The organism is Pseudomonas sp. SJZ078 (genome assembly GCF_007828255.1).
Classification (GTDB): domain Bacteria; phylum Pseudomonadota; class Gammaproteobacteria; order Pseudomonadales; family Pseudomonadaceae; genus Aquipseudomonas.
The window spans coordinates 45,525-61,874 of record NZ_VIUG01000008.1 but is presented as its reverse complement, the minus strand read 5'-3'; the positions used below and the strand labels follow the sequence as shown (position 1 = coordinate 61,874).

General features: G+C 61.8%; 17 protein-coding genes and 1 other RNA gene. 11 read left to right on the top strand and 7 right to left on the bottom strand.

Annotation, left to right across the window (positions count from 1 at the left end):
* The first annotated feature begins 78 nt into the window (after positions 1–78).
* From ubiD to FBY02_RS09995, 3 genes are all read left to right on the top strand, one after another.
* A complete protein-coding gene (ubiD, locus tag FBY02_RS10005) occupies positions 79–1,545 on the top strand; it encodes a 4-hydroxy-3-polyprenylbenzoate decarboxylase (protein WP_144926714.1) in 1,467 nt (488 codons plus the stop codon).
* The gene (locus tag FBY02_RS10000) at positions 1,545–2,513 is read left to right on the top strand and encodes a CDP-6-deoxy-delta-3,4-glucoseen reductase (RefSeq protein ID WP_144926711.1); all 969 of its coding nucleotides are present in this window, start codon (positions 1,545–1,547) and stop codon (positions 2,511–2,513) included. The genes ubiD and FBY02_RS10000 overlap by 1 nt, the downstream gene beginning before the upstream one ends.
* Positions 2,514–2,678: 165 nt before the next feature.
* A complete protein-coding gene (locus tag FBY02_RS09995) occupies positions 2,679–3,347 on the top strand; it encodes a gamma-glutamylcyclotransferase (RefSeq protein WP_144926708.1) in 669 nt (222 codons plus the stop codon).
* Here FBY02_RS09995 and glpT read toward each other — a convergent pair.
* Positions 3,323–4,672, bottom strand: coding sequence for a glycerol-3-phosphate transporter (gene glpT, locus FBY02_RS09990; RefSeq protein WP_144926706.1), 1,350 nt, complete (start codon positions 4,670–4,672; stop codon positions 3,323–3,325). The two genes, FBY02_RS09995 and glpT, sit on opposite strands and share 25 nt — an antisense overlap.
* Positions 4,673–4,906: 234 nt before the next feature.
* Positions 4,907–5,884, bottom strand: coding sequence for an NADPH:quinone oxidoreductase family protein (locus FBY02_RS09985; RefSeq protein ID WP_144926703.1), 978 nt, complete (start codon positions 5,882–5,884; stop codon positions 4,907–4,909).
* Positions 5,885–6,035: 151 nt separating this feature from the next.
* On the opposite strand from FBY02_RS09985, the gene FBY02_RS09980 reads away from it, so the two are divergent.
* Complete coding sequence (locus FBY02_RS09980; RefSeq protein ID WP_144926700.1) at positions 6,036–6,452, top strand: flagellar basal body-associated protein FliL; 417 nt, start codon at positions 6,036–6,038, stop codon at positions 6,450–6,452.
* A gap of 115 nt (positions 6,453–6,567) precedes the next feature.
* Here FBY02_RS09980 and FBY02_RS09975 read toward each other — a convergent pair whose 3' ends face one another.
* Positions 6,568–7,020, bottom strand: coding sequence for an EVE domain-containing protein (locus tag FBY02_RS09975; RefSeq protein ID WP_144926697.1), 453 nt, complete (start codon positions 7,018–7,020; stop codon positions 6,568–6,570).
* Positions 7,021–7,214: 194 nt separating this feature from the next.
* Between FBY02_RS09975 and FBY02_RS28090 the strand changes: the two genes are divergently transcribed.
* Complete coding sequence (locus FBY02_RS28090; RefSeq protein ID WP_162843591.1) at positions 7,215–7,361, top strand: hypothetical protein; 147 nt, start codon at positions 7,215–7,217, stop codon at positions 7,359–7,361.
* Positions 7,362–7,396: 35 nt separating this feature from the next.
* Here FBY02_RS28090 and FBY02_RS09970 read toward each other — a convergent pair whose 3' ends face one another.
* The 4 genes from FBY02_RS09970 to FBY02_RS09955 all read right to left on the bottom strand — a co-directional run bounded on the left by FBY02_RS09970 (position 7,397) and on the right by FBY02_RS09955 (position 8,852).
* Positions 7,397–8,002, bottom strand: coding sequence for a 5-formyltetrahydrofolate cyclo-ligase (locus FBY02_RS09970; protein ID WP_144926694.1), 606 nt, complete (start codon positions 8,000–8,002; stop codon positions 7,397–7,399).
* Between the two features lie 116 nt (positions 8,003–8,118).
* A non-coding RNA gene (ssrS, locus tag FBY02_RS09965) (6S RNA) lies at positions 8,119–8,298 on the bottom strand.
* Positions 8,299–8,328: 30 nt separating this feature from the next.
* Positions 8,329–8,646: a cell division protein ZapA gene (locus FBY02_RS09960; RefSeq protein WP_144926691.1), complete on the bottom strand. Its 318-nt coding sequence runs from the start codon at positions 8,644–8,646 to the stop codon at positions 8,329–8,331.
* Positions 8,643–8,852, bottom strand: a complete 210-nt coding sequence (locus FBY02_RS09955; RefSeq protein WP_003177365.1) for a TIGR02449 family protein — start codon at positions 8,850–8,852, stop codon at positions 8,643–8,645. The genes FBY02_RS09960 and FBY02_RS09955 overlap by 4 nt, the downstream gene beginning before the upstream one ends.
* A gap of 128 nt (positions 8,853–8,980) precedes the next feature.
* Between FBY02_RS09955 and FBY02_RS09950 the strand changes: the two genes are divergently transcribed.
* From FBY02_RS09950 to FBY02_RS09925, 6 genes are all read left to right on the top strand, one after another.
* Complete coding sequence (locus FBY02_RS09950) at positions 8,981–9,535, top strand: YecA family protein (RefSeq protein ID WP_144926688.1); 555 nt, start codon at positions 8,981–8,983, stop codon at positions 9,533–9,535.
* Between the two features lie 25 nt (positions 9,536–9,560).
* Positions 9,561–10,895: a Xaa-Pro aminopeptidase gene (gene pepP / locus FBY02_RS09945; RefSeq protein ID WP_144926685.1), complete on the top strand. Its 1,335-nt coding sequence runs from the start codon at positions 9,561–9,563 to the stop codon at positions 10,893–10,895.
* A complete protein-coding gene (ubiH, locus tag FBY02_RS09940; RefSeq protein WP_144926682.1) occupies positions 10,892–12,079 on the top strand; it encodes a 2-octaprenyl-6-methoxyphenyl hydroxylase in 1,188 nt (395 codons plus the stop codon). The genes pepP and ubiH overlap by 4 nt, the downstream gene beginning before the upstream one ends.
* Before the next feature lie 67 nt (positions 12,080–12,146).
* Positions 12,147–13,364: a 2-octaprenyl-3-methyl-6-methoxy-1,4-benzoquinol hydroxylase gene (locus FBY02_RS09935; RefSeq protein WP_178112057.1), complete on the top strand. Its 1,218-nt coding sequence runs from the start codon at positions 12,147–12,149 to the stop codon at positions 13,362–13,364.
* A gap of 153 nt (positions 13,365–13,517) precedes the next feature.
* Positions 13,518–14,522, top strand: a complete 1,005-nt coding sequence (locus FBY02_RS09930) for an extracellular solute-binding protein (protein ID WP_144926677.1) — start codon at positions 13,518–13,520, stop codon at positions 14,520–14,522.
* Positions 14,523–14,617: 95 nt separating this feature from the next.
* Positions 14,618–16,234, top strand: a complete 1,617-nt coding sequence (locus FBY02_RS09925; protein WP_144926674.1) for an iron ABC transporter permease — start codon at positions 14,618–14,620, stop codon at positions 16,232–16,234.
* Positions 16,235–16,350: the final 116 nt, after the last annotated feature.

The following is a 16,350-nucleotide window of genomic DNA, read 5'->3' as shown; positions in this document are numbered from 1 at the left end:
CTGCTCTGCGCACGCGTGGGCTGCTGTTCGGGCGCTGGAGCAGGTAGGATGTACGCCTATTTTCGGGGTGGCATCTCAATGAAATTCAAGGATCTTCGGGATTTCGTGCAGCAGCTTGAGCAGCGCGGCGAGTTGAAACGCATCCAGGTTCCCATCTCTCCGGTGCTGGAGATGACGGAAGTCTGCGACCGCACGCTGCGGGCCAAAGGCCCGGCGTTAATGTTCGAAAACCCAACAGGCTACGACATACCGGTACTGGGTAACCTGTTCGGCACACCGGAGCGCGTGGCCATGGGCATGGGCGCCGAGTCGGTCGACGAGCTGCGCGAGATCGGCAAGTTGCTGGCGTTCCTCAAGGAGCCCGAGCCACCCAAGGGCCTGAAGGACGCCTGGTCCAAACTGCCGATTTTTCGCAAGATCATTTCCATGGCACCGAAAGTCGTCAAGGACGCGATTTGCCAGGAAGTGGTAATCGAAGGGGATGATGTCGACCTCGCGATGCTTCCGGTACAGACCTGCTGGCCGGGCGATGTGGGGCCGTTGATCACCTGGGGCCTGACCGTCACCAAAGGCCCGAACAAGGATCGCCAGAACCTGGGTATCTATCGCCAGCAGGTGATTGGCCGCAACAAGGTCATTATGCGTTGGCTGAGCCACCGTGGCGGTGCGCTGGACTATCGCGAGTGGTGTGAAAAACACCCCGGCCAGCCTTTCCCCGTATCGGTGGCACTGGGCGCGGACCCGGCGACCATTCTTGGGGCGGTCACGCCCGTGCCCGACAGCCTCTCCGAATACGCCTTCGCCGGCCTGCTGCGCGGCAACCGCACCGAACTGGTGAAATGCCGCGGCAACGACCTGCAAGTCCCGGCCACCGCCGAGATCATCCTCGAAGGGGTGATCCACCCCGGCGAAATGGCCGATGAAGGCCCGTACGGCGACCACACAGGCTACTACAACGAAGTCGACAGCTTCCCGGTGTTCACCATCGAACGTATCACCCATCGGGTGAAGCCGATCTACCACAGCACCTACACCGGCCGTCCGCCCGATGAACCGGCCATCCTCGGTGTGGCGTTGAACGAAGTCTTTGTGCCGATCCTGCAAAAGCAATTTCCGGAGATCACCGATTTCTACCTGCCGCCGGAGGGCTGTTCGTATCGCATGGCCGTGGTCACCATGAAGAAGTCGTATCCAGGGCACGCCAAGCGGGTGATGCTGGGCGTCTGGTCGTTTCTGCGACAGTTCATGTACACCAAGTTCGTTATCGTCACTGACGACGATATCAATGCACGGGACTGGAACGACGTGATCTGGGCCATTACCACGCGCATGGACCCCAAGCGCGACACGGTGATGATCGACAACACGCCGATCGACTACCTCGACTTCGCTTCGCCGGTCTCCGGCCTGGGATCGAAGATGGGGCTCGATGCCACGCATAAATGGCCTGGAGAAACCACCCGTGAGTGGGGCCGGGTTATCGTCAAGGATGAAGCCGTTACCCAACGGATCGATGCCATTTGGAATCAGTTAGGAATAGATTGATGCGTGTGACCTTGCAGCCGTCCGGCGCGGTGCTGGAGATACGGCCCGCCGAGCGAATTCTCGATGGTGCGCGGCGCCTGGGCTATGAATGCCCGCAAAGCTGCCGCAACGGCAACTGCCATGTCTGTGGTGCGTTGCTGGTGGAAGGCCGCGTGCGGCAGGCCGGCGACGTTTGTGATCACGGAGAGATCTTCACCTGCATCGCCGAGCCCCTGGAGGACTGTGTAGTGTTGTGGGACGGGGTATTGGCGCCGGGTGAGTTGCCGGTGCGTCGCCTGGCGTGCCAGGTCACCGGTTGTGTCGATGTGGGTGGCGATGTCTGGCGGGTCAGCCTGCGGGCGCCGGCGGGCAAGCCGCCGCGCTACCATGCGGGGCAGTATCTGATGATCGAACGGGAGAATGGCGATAAATCGGCTTTCTCCCTGGCGTCGGCGCCACATTCGGGGCGCGATCTGCAATTGCATGTGCTGGTGCGCGAAAACAGTGCGAAGGCGCTGCTGGAGCAACTGCAACGCAATCCCAACGTTCATGTCGAGATGCCTTTTGGCGACACTCATTTGTCCGAATTGCCGGACGGTCCGTTGGTGTTGATCGCCGCCGGTACCGGTATGGCACAGATGCACAGCCTGATCGAGCACTGCCGGGCAGAAGGCTTCAAGCATCCGGTGCATCTCTATTGGGGCGTGCGGCGGCCGGACGATTTCTATGAGATCGAGCATTGGGACGAGTGGAAGAAGCTGCCGAATCTGTTCCTGCACAAGGTCGTCAGCGACCTGTGCGGCTGGGAAGGGCGCTGCGGGATGCTCCATGAGGCGGTGTGCGAAGACATCAGCGATCTGTCGGGCGTATACGTCTATGCCAGCGGCTCGCCGGCGATGATCTATGCCACCCTCGATGCGCTGGTGGAGGCCGGGATGGATGCCCACCAAATGCGCGCCGACGTGTTTGCCTACGCCCCTCGCGCCTGAGCCTTGATCTTGAACGATTCTGGGTGGCGCTTTTTTGTGGCGAGGGGATTTTCCAGTGTCAAGGGTGTGTCTGGCATCCAACTTGCCTGGGATGTGACAAGCGTCAGGCCCATGACGCGCGCCGATCCATTCCCGATCCTTGTGAGGAGCTTACTGCTACCGGCCATGACCGCTATCGAAACCGCCATTGGCTGCGCCTTGTATCCGCCACGACTTGATCTGGGCGCGCAACTGACCCGAGAACAATTGCTCACGTCGATGCAGTCGACCATGCGCCTTCACCAAGGCGGTCCGGTCTGGCTGTTCGCTTACGGTTCATTGATCTGGCGGCCGGAATGCACGGCAGTGGAGCGGATACGCGGGCGGGTCCACGGTTATCATCGCGGTTTGTACTTGTGGTCCCATGAGCATCGCGGTACGCCGGAATTGCCGGGGCTGGTGTTCGGACTGGATCGTGGTGGCTCATGCAGCGGTTTCGCCTACCGGTTGCCGGAGGAGAATCTCGAGGACTCGTTGTTTGCCTTGTGGCAGCGAGAGATGCCGGTTCCATCCTATCGTCCGCACTGGCTCAGTTGCCGGCTCGAGAACGGCAACCGTGTGCAGGCCTTGGGCTTTGTGCTGGAGCGACACCTGCCCAGCTATGCCGGCAACCTGCCGGACCATGTGCTGAGCCAAGTGTTTGAAAGCGCCTGCGGGCGTTTCGGCACTACCCGCGATTATGTCGAGCAGACCATTCACGCCCTGCGCAGCCACGCCATGCCGGATCGGAATCTGGAGGCGCGGCTCAAGCGTTGCAGATCAACCCTCGATCAGGCCACCGCTTCGCGGCTCTGACTGCTGACTTGCTTGTGTCCCAGGGTTGGCGCGAGGAACGCCATGGCCAGCAGGCACGCGGCGATCAGCAGGATGAAACCGCCATTCCAGCCGAAATAGTCCACCGTGTAACCCATCATGGCACTGGCCGCGACTGAACCGCCCAGGTAACCGAACAGGCCGGTAAAACCGGCAGCCGTACCGGCCGCTTTCTTGGGTACCAATTCCAGCGCCTGCAGACCCACCAGCATCACCGGGCCATAGATCAGGAAGCCGATCGCGAACAACGAGATCATGTCGATCATCGGGTTGCCCGGCGGATTCAGCCAATACACCAGGGTCGCGACCGTCACCAGGGCCATGAACACCATGCCCGTCAGGCCACGGTTGCCACGGAAGATCTTGTCCGACATCCAGCCGCACAGCAGCGTGCCGGGGATCCCTGCCCATTCGTACAGGAAGTAAGCCCAGGACGTCTTGTCGAAGTCGAAGTGCTTGACCTCTTTAAGATAGGTCGGCGCCCAGTCCAGGATGCCGTAGCGCAGCAAGTAGACGAAGACGTTGGCCAGTGCGATGAACCAGAGCATCTTGTTGCGCAGCACGTACTTGACGAAGATTTCCTTGGCGCTGAATTCGTTCTCGTGGCTGGCGTCGTAGCCTTCCGGGTAATCGTTCTTGTACTTCTCGATGGGTGGCAAACCGGTTGACTGCGGGGTATCGCGCATGACAATGAAGGCAAATGCAGCCACCAGCAGGGCCACGGCGGCCGGCACGTAGAACTTGCTGTGCCAGTCGTTGAACCACCCCATGCCGAGAATCGCCAACGGGCCGATCAGGCCGCCGCCGACGTTATGTGCGGTGTTCCATACCGAAACCACACCGCCGCGTTCTTTCTGCGACCACCAGTGCACCATGGTTCGCCCGCTCGGTGGCCAACCCATGCCTTGCGCCCAGCCGTTGATGAACAACAGGATGAACATGATGGTCACGCTGGACGTCGCCCACGGTGCGAAACCGAAAACGAACATCACCGCGGCGGACATCACCAGGCCAAAGGGCAGGAAGTAGCGAGGGTTGGAACGGTCGGACACGATGCCCATCAGAAACTTGGAAAGGCCGTAGGCGATCGCAATCGCCGATACCGCCACGCCGAGCTGGCCCTTTGTATAACCTTGGGCGATCAAGTCTGGAAATGCCAGGGTGAAGTTCTTGCGCAGCAGGTAGTAGCCCGCGTACCCAATGAAAATCCCGGCGAAAATCTGCCAACGAAGGCGTCGGTAGGTGCTGTCTATTTTTTCGTCAGGCAGGGGTGCCTGGTGTGCGGCAGGGCGGAAGAAAGCAAACATTCAAGGACTCCGGATTCTTGTTATGACTGCGAATGCGAATATTACAGTTTCGTTACCGAAAATAGCATCGCTTGTTTTGCTCTGCACGGGGGAAATGTTGCCGGGGGGATGTTCATAAACGAACTCGTCGTCCAGGCATAAGCTGGCGACGTTGTGGGCCTCGGTGCCGCAAGCGTTTCGATACCGGGGCAGTCGCGGCCTGACGCCGTGGGCGTCGGGGACGCATCGATGTAGTCAACGCACCTGCACAACCACCTTTCCCACAGCCTTGCGCTGGGCGAGGTCATTGATCGCCTGGGCGGCGTTATCCAGTGGGTACAGTTGCGAGACCAGCGGCTTGAGTTTGCCCTCGGCGAACCAGTCGAATAATTGCTGGAAGTTGGCGGCGTTGTCCTGAGGCTGGCGCTGGGCAAAGGAGCCCCAGAACACACCCACCACGGCCGCGCCTTTGAGCAGGGCCAGGTTCACCGGCAGTTCGGGGATGCGTCCACTGGCGAAACCAACCACCAGCAGCCGGCCATTCCAGGCGATGGAGCGGATGGCCTGGTCGAACAGATCGCCGCCCACAGGATCGTAGATGACGTCGACGCCCTGACCGTCGGTGAGGCGCTTGATCTCGTCCTTGAGGCTGGTTTCGTTGTAATTGACCAATTCGTCGGCGCCGGCGGCCTTGGCAACGGCCAGTTTTTCCGCGTTGCTGGCGGCGGCGATCACCCGCGCGCCCATGGCCTTGCCGATCTCCACCGCTGCCAGGCCCACGCCGCCGGAGGCACCGAGCACCAGCAGGGTTTCGCCGGGTTGCAGGTTGGCGCGCTGCTTGAGGGCATGCATCGAGGTGCCATAGGTCATGCTGAAGGCTGCGGCGGTGTTGAAGTCCATGGAGGTCGGGATCGGCAACACGTTGTAGCCCGGCACCGCGACCTGTTCGGCAAAGCTGCCCCAACCGGTCAGTGCCATCACTCGGTCACCGACCTTGAGGTGACTGATTTTTTCGCCCACTTCCCTGACGACACCCGCCGCTTCGCCGCCGGGAGAAAACGGGAAGGGTGGTTTGAATTGATATTTGCCCTCGATGATCAGCGTGTCAGGGAAGTTCACCCCGGCGGCATGCACGTCCAGCAGCACTTCGTTCTTCTTCGCGACGGGGCTGGCGACGTCTTCCAGCACCAGCGATTCGGCGGGGCCGAATTCTTTGCACAGCACGGCTTTCATCAGGGCTATTCCTTTGGGAGTGATGGCCGATAAGTGTAGGTGTGAGAGTCAACGGGTCAACGAGCATGCCCCGTCCTGATAGCCGGCCATAAGCTTGTGCTTGAACGGCGGGTCGGTATGCTGGGCCGCAAAACCGGATGAGGAGTCGAATGTGAAAGCGTGGATCGTGTTGATGCTGGCCCTGTCGCTGCCTGCGGCAGTGATGGCCGAAGAGGCCAAGGAAGCAAAAGAGGGGGAGGCGCCGAAGGTCAGCTACATCACCCTGAGCCCGCCCTTCGTGGGTAACTACGGTCTGGATGGCACGGCGAAATTGAAGGTCTATAAGGCCGACGTAGCCCTGCGCGTGACCGGCGATGCCGCTGCGGCGGCGGTGAAGGCCAATGAACCGCTGATTCGCAACCAATTGGTTGCGCTGTTCGCCCAGCAGACCAGCGAGACCATGAACAACCTTGAAGCCAAGGAAAAGTTGCGCCAGGAAGCGTTGAAGCAGACCCAGCAAGTGATGAACGATGAGACCGGCAAGCCGATGGTGGATGATCTGTTGTTCAACAACCTGATCATTCAGTAAGGCATGTATTACCTGGGCGGGCCCCTTCGCGAGCAAGCCCGCTCCCACAAGAAACATCATCAGTCCTTGTGGGAGCGGGCTTGCTCGCGAAGGCGGTGTGTGAAACGCCGCATCTTTACGGCTTCAACGCAACTACCGCCGCCCACTGCTCTGCCGTCACCGGCATCACCGACAGTCGTGAGCCCTTCTGCACCAGTGGCATCTCGGCCAGGGCGGTCTGTTGTTTGAGGTAGTCGAGTTTCAGCACGCGGGGAAAGGTTTCGACATGGGCGACATCGATCGCGGTCCAGGGATTCTTATCCAGGCTGGCCTTCGGGTCGAAGTAGTGGCTGTCGGGCTCGAGTGCCGTCGGGTCCGGGTAGGCCGTCCGGACAATCTGTCCGATGCCGGCAATGCCCGGCTCCGGACAGCTGGAATGGTAGAAAAAGAAGCTGTCGCCCTGCGCCATGGCCCGCAGGAAATTGCGCGCCTGGTAGTTGCGGACCCCGTCCCAGCGGGCCTGGCCGAGTTTTTCCAGGCCTTGGATGGACAATTCGTCGGGCTCGGATTTCATTAGCCAATAGGCCATGACTTCTACTCCTGGGCGGTGTGCTAAAAATAGTTCAGCGATTTTATGACAAACCGACGGTCGGTTGACGCCAGCGTTTGCGTGACGATCAAGGTTGTCGCAAAATGCCGGCCTTCCAAGCTTGACGCTGCTGCACGGCCAATAAGAAAACCGCTGCTGTCATCGTGTGTGATATGCCTTGAGGGGGGCAATCGATGAAACGCAAACCGGATTTGTTGTGGATTCTGGTCATTCTGTTCGGTCTGGGTGTCGTGACCACGGGTTACGCCCAAAGCCTGTGGGCCAGCAAGACCGAGGCGCCGATGGATGTCACCCAACCCGCGCCACCGCTTAAACGCTGAAACTGTCTTCCAGGCGCCGCTGAGTTTCGCGGCGCCTACCCTGCAATATACCAATGCCTGTCACTGACCGTTCCTTGCAATGGTACATCCCAGCTCGCCTGCGCCAGTCTTTCGACTTTCTGGCATTCATGGGCCAGCCCCAGCAACGTCGGCTTGCGCCATAGCTTGCGTCGCGCCAGGTACGCCAGGCTGCGGTCATAGAATCCGCCTCCCATGCCCAGTCGGCCGCCCACATCATCGAACCCTACCAGCGGTAGCAATACCAGGTCCAATGCCCAGACCTTGCGTTGCCGGGCGAGGTCGATCCGTGGTTCGAGAATACGAAAACGATTGGGGTGTAGTTGTTCCCCGGGGCGGATGCGTTGGAAAACCATCTTGGTCCGCGGCCATGGGCTGAGCACTGGCAGGTAAGTAGCCTTGCCCCGGCGCTGGGCGGCGCGCAGCAGCAGGCGTGGATCGATCTCGCCGTCGTTGGGCAGGTACAGGGCGATGTGCCTGGCGCGGCGAAACATCGGATGTTGGGCCAATTGCCGGTAGAGTCCCTGGGCGGCTTGTCGTTGTTGGGCGGGCGTCAGGGCGCGACGGGCCTGGCGCAGCAGGCGTCGAAGTTGGGGGCGGGGCAGCAACGCGGGTTCGGACATGATCGATGCTTCGAGTCTGGCTTGGATGGCACAGCGTAACCGCAAACGTTGTCGCCAGAAATGCCTGCGCCAGACACGACAATGCCAGTCTTGAAGACTGGCATTGTCTGGAAATCAGGCTCCCCGGATGAACCGCTGCCGGCTTAGCCCTTGAACCCGAGAGTTCAAGGTGGAAGTTGCAGGAGGCGTTAAGGCTTTCCGTCAAGCGGACATGCACACCGGCCCCAACGTGCAACCCCCGTGGTTGTGCGTATCGGCTCAGGGACATCACCAACTGGCAAGCACCCCAGGGAGTGACGCAAGTATACCCCAGGCAGCTTCGCGAATCAGCCCTTGCTGACGTCCGGATCGGTGGCCAGCACCAGATCCACCCGTTCCAGCAGGTCGCGCACCTGTTCACGGGTCGAGCCGCTGACCTGCATATCCGGCGTATCCTGGCGATGCAGCAGGTCGTGGGTGATGTTCAAGGCAGCCATCACGGCGATGCGGTCGGCGCCGATGACTTTGCCGCTGCTGCGGATCTCGCGCATCTTGCCGTCCAGGTAACGGGCGGCGCTCACCAGGTTGCTGCGCTCTTCCTGGGGGCAGATGATCGAATATTCTTTGTCGAGGATCTGCACGGTAACGCTATTGCTTGAACTCATGAGTCTTGCTCCAGGGCCTTGAGGCGCGAAATCATCGATTCGACCTTACGCCGGGCGATTTCGTTTTTTTCAATGAGGTGAGCGCGTTCCTCGCGCCAGGTTTTTTCCTGAGCTAATAAGAGTCCGTTCTGGCTCTTTAGTTGCTCGACCCGGTCAATTAGCAATTCGAGTCTGGCCATCAGCGCTTGCAGGTCGGTGTCTTCCATTGTGTCCACTGAAGATTGTGTCTGATGGGGAGGTGTGTCGCACAGCCTCTGATAGTCTTGGCGAGTCTGTCGATGTAGGATACAAGGCCTCCATTCTAGACATAGCGCCGTCTGGCGCCTAGCTGCCCATGCCCATTCAGAATTCCCCGTATCAAGCTTTCGCCACCCTGCTGAGCACCAGCGGCCACCCCGTATCGCCTGCCGAACTGCATGGCCTGCTGCTCGGCCGTAGCTGCGCGGGCGCCGGCTTCGACGCCGAAGGCTGGCTGGCCGACGCTGCCGAGCTGCTCGAAGGCGAGCCGGCTGACAACGTCCGCAACGCTCTCATCGGCTTGCAGGAAATGGTCAAGGGCGAGCTGACCAGCGATGACATGACCGTGGTCCTGCTGCTGCCCACCGACGACGCGCCGCTGGCCGAGCGCGCTGCTGCCTTGGGTCAGTGGTGCCAGGGCTTCCTCGCTGGCTTCGGCTTGACCCGCCGCGAATACGCGCTGAGTGAGGAGGCGAAGGAAGTGCTGCAGGACCTGGCGGCGATTTCCCAGGTCCAGGATGCACTGGAAGAGTCCGATGACGGCGAAAGCGACTACATGGAAGTGATGGAGTACCTGCGGGTCGCGCCATTGCTGCTGTTCACCGAGACCCGGAAAACCGATGCAGCGGCCCCCAAGCCATCCTTGCATTGAATTTTAGAGGGAATACCGTCTGCCCATGATTCATATCCCGAAGTCGGAATACAGCCGTCGTCGAAAGGCCCTGATGGCGCAGATGGAGCCCAACAGTATCGCAATCCTGCCCGCCGCCGCCGTTGCGATCCGCAACCGCGACGTCGAGCATGTCTACCGTCAGGACAGCGACTTCCAATACCTCAGCGGCTTTCCCGAGCCGCAGGCGGTGATCGTGTTGATGCCTGGACGGGCCCATGGCGAATACATCCTGTTCTGCCGCGAGCGCAACGCCGAGCGTGAGTTGTGGGATGGCCTGCGCGCCGGGCAGGAAGGCGCGATCCGGGATTACGGCGCCGACGACGCATTTCCCATCACCGACATCGACGACATCCTGCCGGGCCTGATCGAAGGCCGCGACCGGGTGTATTCGGCCATGGGCAGCAACCCGGAATTCGACCGGCACCTCATGGAGTGGATCAACGTGATTCGCTCCAAGGCCAACCTCGGCGCCCAGCCGCCGAACGAATTCGTTGCCCTGGATCATTTGCTGCACGACATGCGCCTGTATAAATCGGCGGCGGAAGTGAAGGTCATGCGTGAAGCGGCGCGGATCTCCGCCCAGGCGCATGTCCGGGCGATGCAGGCGGCGCGGCCCGGGCTCTACGAGTACAGCCTGGAAGCCGAGCTGGATTACGAGTTCCGCAAGGGCGGGGCGAAAATGCCGGCCTATGGCTCGATTGTCGCGGCGGGCCGCAATAGCTGCATCCTGCATTACCAGCAGAACGACGCGCTGCTCAAGGATGGCGATCTGGTGCTGATCGACGCCGGTTGTGAAATCGACTGCTACGCCAGCGACATCACGCGGACCTGGCCGGTCAACGGCCGGTTTTCCCCCGAGCAGAAGGCGATCTACGAGCTGGTGCTGGCGGCCCAGGAAGCGGCGTTTGCCGAGATCGCGCCGGACAAGCACTGGAACCAGGCCCATGAGGCGACGGTCCAGGTCATTACCGAGGGGCTGGTGCGCCTTGGGCTGTTGGAGGGTGAGGTGGACGAGTTGATCGCCAGCGAAGCCTACCGGGCGTTCTACATGCACCGCGCTGGCCACTGGCTGGGCATGGATGTGCACGATGTGGGCGAATACCGCGTCGGCGGTGAATGGCGGGTGCTGGAAGTCGGCATGACACTGACTGTGGAGCCGGGCATCTACATTGCTCCAAACAACCGCAGCGTAGCGAAAAAATGGCGCGGCATAGGTGTGCGTATCGAGGATGATGTGGTGGTGACCAGAAGCGGTTGTGAGATCCTGACCCGGGGCGTGCCCAAGACCGTCGCTGAAATCGAGGCCCTGATGGCCGATGCACGGGAACAAGTGGCATGAGTCGGGTCACTCTGGCCATCATTGGCGGTGGCCTGGTCGGTGCGAGCCTGGCACTGGCCCTGCAAGCGGGTGCCAAGGCCCGGGGCTGGAAGATCGTCCTGATCGAGCCCTTCGCCCCTGGCCATGCCTGGCAACCGAGCTACGATGCCCGGTCCTCGGCGTTGTCCTTTGGCTCCCGGCAAATCTATCAGCGCCTGGGACGCTGGCAGGAAATATCCCAGCGTGCCGAGCCTATCAAGCAGATCCATGTGTCCGATCGGGGACGGTTTTCCACGGCGAGGCTGTCGGCCAGCGAGGAAGGTGTCCCGGCCCTGGGCTATGTAGTGGAAAACGCCTGGCTTGGTCAGTGCCTGTGGCAAGGCCTGGACAAGGACGTGGTCAGTTGGCGTTGCCCGGCGCAAGTCACTCGGATGGAGCCGCAGGAGGGCGGTTATCGCCTGACCCTGGATGACGAAACGCTCTTGGAGTGCGACCTGGCGGTGCTGGCCGACGGCGGCCGTTCCGGTCTTCGGGAACAGTTGGGCGTCGGTGTACGCCATCGACCGTATGACCAGAGCGCGTTGATTGCCAACATCACTCCCGGTGAAGCCCACGACGGCATGGCCTTCGAGCGCTTCACCGATGACGGCCCGATGGCCTTGCTGCCGCTGCCGGAGAATCGCTGCGCCCTGGTCTGGACCCGTCAGGGCATGGATGCACAGCGGCTGGCGGACCTCGACGAGCGCAGTTTCCTCAGCGAATTGCAGAGTGTGTTCGGCTATCGCCTGGGTGCCTTGAAACAGGTGGGCGTGCGACATCTGTACCCCTTGGCGCTGGTGGAGGCCGAGGAGCAGGTGCGCCCGCATCTGGCGATTCTGGGCAATGCCGCCCACAGCTTGCATCCGATTGCCGGGCAGGGCTTCAACCTGTCGCTGCGCGACGCCCAGGCTCTGGCCGATGCCTTGCTGGACAGTGAAAGCGCCCCGGGGGATTTTGCCGTGCTGCAAGCCTATCGCGAGCGCCAGCGGATGGACCAGGTCTTGACGGTGGGTTTCTCCGACCAGGTCACGCGGCTGTTCAGCAGTCGCCTGCCACTGGTGTCGGTGGCCCGTAACCTCGGCTTGCTCGGTCTCGACGCGTTGCCCCCCGCCAAGCGCTGGTTCGCCCGTCAGGCCATGGGCCTTGGGACCCGGCCCGATGTGTAGGCATGGGATTGAATATTCTTTTCATGGGCGGCTCATGTCGCCCGCAAAACAGGCATAAAGCATGGAATTGCGTGCAGATCTGCTGATTGTCGGCGCCGGTATGGTCGGCAGCGCCCTTGCGCTGGCGTTGCAGAGCAGTGGCTTGCAGGTGTTGTTGCTCGACGGCAGCCCGATGAGCGTCAAACCCTTCGATTCCCAGGCGGCATTCGAACCCCGGGTCAGTGCCTTGTCGACGGCCAGCCAGCGGATCCTCGAACGCCTTGGCGTCTGGGATGGCATCGCCACCCGCCGCGCCAGTCCCTACACCGACATGCACGTCTGGGATGGCAGCGGCACCGGACAGATTCATTTTTCCGCCGAAAGCCTGCATGCCGACACCCTGGGGCATATCGTTGAAAACCGTGTGGTGCAGGATGCATTGCTGGACCGGTTGCATGATTGCGACCTGGGTCTGCTCGCCAACGCGCGACTCGAGCAGATGCGCCGCTCCGGCGATGACTGGCTGCTGACCCTGGCCGATGGTCGCACCCTGCGGGCACCGCTGGTCATCGCCGCCGATGGCGCGAATTCCGCCGTGCGCCGCCTGACGGGGGTCGCCACCCGCGAGTGGGATTACCTGCACCATGCCATCGTCACCAGCGTGCGCAGTACCAAACCCCATCGAATGACGGCGTGGCAGCGCTTCACCGACAACGGTCCGCTGGCTTTCCTGCCCCTGGAGCGCGACGGCCGGCACGATTGGTGTTCGATTGTCTGGTCCACGACCCCTGGCGAGGCGCAGCGCTTGATGGCGCTGGATGACGGCGGTTTCTGCACCGAGCTGGAGCGGGCCTTTGAAGGCCGGCTCGGCCAGGTCCTCAGCGCCGATCCGCGCCTGTGCGTACCCTTGCGCCAGCGCCACGCCAAACGCTACGTGGCCGAAGGCCTGGCCTTGATCGGCGATGCGGCCCACACCATTCACCCGCTGGCCGGGCAGGGCGTGAACCTGGGTTTCCTTGATGCGGCGGTGCTGGCCGAAGTGCTGCTGCAGGCCGCCGCACGAGGCGAGCGGCTGGCGGACGTCAAGGTGCTGAGCCGCTACGAGCGGCGGCGCATGCCCCATAACCTGGCGCTGATGGCAGCGATGGAAGGTTTCGAGCGGCTGTTCCAGGCCGATCCATTGCCGGTACGCTGGTTGCGCAATACCGGGTTGAAGCTGGTGGACCGCCTGCCCGAGGCCAAGGCGTTGTTCGTGCGCGAGGCGCTGGGGTTGATCGGGGATCTGCCGGATCTGGCCAAGGCTTGAGATTTTGGCCTTGGGCTTATGGCCTCATCGCGAGCAGCCATCCCATTCCCCACGACAGCAACATTTGGAAATGTCTCCACCCACTGTTTGATTGAGCTGCCAAATGTGAGTCTTTATCATTTGCGCTCGTTCACCCATCGAGAGACCGCTTCCATGTTGGCACCCAAGCGCCTGCTGTCCGCCCTCGCCCTGACCCTGATCGGCTCCACTGCCGCGCAGGCCGCCGATGAGGTGGTGGTCTACTCCTCGCGCATCGATGAGCTGATCAAGCCGGTCTTCGATGCCTACACCCAAAAGACCGGTGTATCGGTGAAGTTCATTACCGACAAGGAAGCGCCGTTGATGCAGCGCATCAAGGCCGAAGGTGAAAATGCCACCGCCGACCTGTTGCTTACCGTGGACGCCGGCAATCTTTGGCAGGCCGAGCAGATGGGGATTCTCCAGCCATTCACCTCCCCGGTGATCGACGCCAACATCCCCTCCCAATACCGTGCCTCTTCCCATGCCTGGACCGGCTTGAGCCTGCGGGCACGGACCATTGCCTACTCCACCGACCGGGTCAAACCCGACGAGCTGACCACCTACGAAGCCCTGGCAGACGACCAATGGGAAGGTCGTCTGTGCCTGCGCACTTCGAAGAAAGTTTACAACCAGTCCCTGACCGCCACCCTGATCGAAACCCATGGTGCGGAAAAAGCCGAGAAGATCCTCAAGGGCTGGGTCCGGAACCTATCCACCGACGTGTTCTCCGACGACACCGCGCTGCTTGAGGCGATCAATGCCGGGCAATGCGATGTCGGTATCGTCAACACCTATTATTACGGCCGTCTGCACCAGCAGAAGCCGGACCTGAAAGTGAAGCTATTCTGGCCGAACCAGGCCGACCGGGGGGGGCACATCAACCTGTCGGGCATCGGCCTGACCCGGCACGCACCGCACCCGGAGGCGGCGAAGAAACTGGTGGAGTGGATGACCACGCCCGAGGCGCAAAGTATCTTTGCCGACGTGAACCAGGAGTTTCCGGCCAATCCCAAAGTGGAGCCGTCAAAGGAAGTCGCAGCCTGGGGCAAGTTCAAGGCCGACACGCTGCCGGTGGAGGTGGCGGGCAAGCGCCAGGCCGAAGCCATTCGTATGATGGACCGGGCGGGTTGGAATTGACATACGGGGCGAGGTTCCCTGTGGCGAGGGGATAAATCCCCTCGCCACAGGTTTTGTGTGAGCCTGCCCATGCATCATTTGAACGAGCACCTTCCTTGACCCATCCCGCCCAACGCCGCTGGTACCCCCTGGTCTTCGCCGTCGCCGCGCTGGTCCTGTTGCCCTTGAGCGTGCTGCTGCTGTCCTGGCAAAGCATCGACCCGCAGATCTGGTCCCACCTGTGGGACACCCAGATGCCGCGTCTGTTGGGCAACACCGTGACGCTGATCGTGGGTGTGGGTTCAGGTGTGACGGTGCTGGGTGTCAGTCTTGCCTGGCTCACCAGTCTGTGTGAGTTCCCGGGCCGTCGTTGGCTCGACTGGGCATTGATGCTGCCGTTCGCGATCCCGGCCTACGTGCTGGCGTTTGTTTTCGTGGGCCTGCTGGACTTTGCCGGTCCGGTGCAAACCCTGCTGCGGGACTGGTTCGGCAGCGGTCTGCGCATGCCCCGGGTCCGTTCCACCGGCGGGGTGATCCTGGTGCTGGTCCTGGTCTTTTATCCCTACGTGTACCTGCTGGCGCGCAGTGCGTTCCTGGCCCAGGGCAAGGGCTTGATGGAAGCGGCACGGGTACTTGGACAATCGCCGTGGCAGGCGTTCTGGCGCGTGGCATTGCCGATGGCCCGGCCGGCCATTGGGGCGGGTGTGGCGCTGGCGTTGATGGAAACCCTGGCGGATTTCGGAGCGGTGTCGGTGTTCAACTTCGACACCTTCACCACTGCCATCTACAAGACCTGGTACGGCTTCTTCAGCCTATCCAGTGCTGCCCAACTGGCCAGCCTGTTGTTGCTGGCGGTGATGCTGGTGCTCTACGGCGAACGCCGGGCCCGGGGTGCCCAGCGAGCCAGTAACGAACGACCCAGGGTCAAGGCTTTGTATACCTTGCGCGGTCTCAAGGCAGCAGCGGCCAGCGGTTGGTGCCTGCTGGTATTCGTCTGCGCATTTGTCATCCCGGTTCTGCAACTGGTGGTGTGGTTTTGGCAACGAGGCCGTTTCGATCTGGATGAGCGCTATGCCGGGTTGATTGTCCACACCCTTTACCTGGGGGGGCTGGCGGCGCTTGTCACCGTTTGCGTGGCGTTGTTGCTGGCCTTCGCCCGGCGCCTGGCCCCGACCCGGGCTATTCGCGCCGGCGTGGGGCTTGCGAACTTGGGGTATGCCTTGCCGGGTTCGGTGCTGGCGGTGTCGATCATGCTTGCGTTCAGCTATCTGGACCGTGAGCTGGTTATCCCTCTGTCGACCTTGCTCGGTGGCGCGGGCAAGCCCTTGCTGCTGGGCAGCCTGTCGGCCCTGCTGCTGGCCTATCTGGTGCGTTTCCTGGCCGTGGCGTACGGCCCCCTGGAAAGCAGCCTTGGACGAATCCGCCCATCGTTGCCTGAAGCCGCACGCAGTCTCGGTGTCAGTGGGCCGCGAATGTTTTTCAAGGTGTATCTGCCGTTGCTGCTGCCCGGCACCCTGAGCGCCGTGTTGCTGGTGTTCGTCGACGTGCTCAAGGAAATGCCCGCGACCTTGCTGATGCGCCCGTTCGGCTGGGACACGCTGGCGGTGCGGATTTTCGAGATGACCAGCGAAGGGGAGTGGGCCCGGGCCGCGCTGCCGGCGCTGACGTTGGTACTGGTGGGGTTGTTGCCGGTCATCGGATTGATACGACGTTCGGCCCATCGAAACAGCTAGTGTCCTGTCTCGGAAATACGTTCTCTTTTGGCGAGTGGCTTGGGTGTCCGGACAAGGCGCCGCGACGAGTCATAGCAGGGCTATGGCGAGGAGTGGCAACGCCGGCCGGGCGCCCA

Excerpts from the sequence above, each read along its gene's own strand:
- ubiD (WP_144926714.1), top strand. The coding sequence starts at position 79 with ATGAAATTCAAGGATCTTCGGGATTTCGTGCAGCAGCTTGAGCAGCGC.
- FBY02_RS10000 (WP_144926711.1), top strand. The coding sequence starts at position 1,545 with ATGCGTGTGACCTTGCAGCCGTCCGGCGCGGTGCTGGAGATACGGCCC.
- FBY02_RS09995 (WP_144926708.1), top strand. The coding sequence starts at position 2,679 with ATGACCGCTATCGAAACCGCCATTGGCTGCGCCTTGTATCCGCCACGA.
- glpT (WP_144926706.1), bottom strand. The coding sequence starts at position 4,672 with ATGTTTGCTTTCTTCCGCCCTGCCGCACACCAGGCACCCCTGCCTGAC.
- FBY02_RS09985 (WP_144926703.1), bottom strand. The coding sequence starts at position 5,884 with ATGAAAGCCGTGCTGTGCAAAGAATTCGGCCCCGCCGAATCGCTGGTG.
- FBY02_RS09975 (WP_144926697.1), bottom strand. The coding sequence starts at position 7,020 with ATGGCCTATTGGCTAATGAAATCCGAGCCCGACGAATTGTCCATCCAA.
- FBY02_RS28090 (WP_162843591.1), top strand. The coding sequence starts at position 7,215 with ATGAAACGCAAACCGGATTTGTTGTGGATTCTGGTCATTCTGTTCGGT.
- FBY02_RS09970 (WP_144926694.1), bottom strand. The coding sequence starts at position 8,002 with ATGTCCGAACCCGCGTTGCTGCCCCGCCCCCAACTTCGACGCCTGCTG.
- FBY02_RS09960 (WP_144926691.1), bottom strand. The coding sequence starts at position 8,646 with ATGAGTTCAAGCAATAGCGTTACCGTGCAGATCCTCGACAAAGAATAT.
- FBY02_RS09955 (WP_003177365.1), bottom strand. The coding sequence starts at position 8,852 with ATGGAAGACACCGACCTGCAAGCGCTGATGGCCAGACTCGAATTGCTA.
- FBY02_RS09950 (WP_144926688.1), top strand. The coding sequence starts at position 8,981 with ATGCCCATTCAGAATTCCCCGTATCAAGCTTTCGCCACCCTGCTGAGC.
- pepP (WP_144926685.1), top strand. The coding sequence starts at position 9,561 with ATGATTCATATCCCGAAGTCGGAATACAGCCGTCGTCGAAAGGCCCTG.
- ubiH (WP_144926682.1), top strand. The coding sequence starts at position 10,892 with ATGAGTCGGGTCACTCTGGCCATCATTGGCGGTGGCCTGGTCGGTGCG.
- FBY02_RS09930 (WP_144926677.1), top strand. The coding sequence starts at position 13,518 with ATGTTGGCACCCAAGCGCCTGCTGTCCGCCCTCGCCCTGACCCTGATC.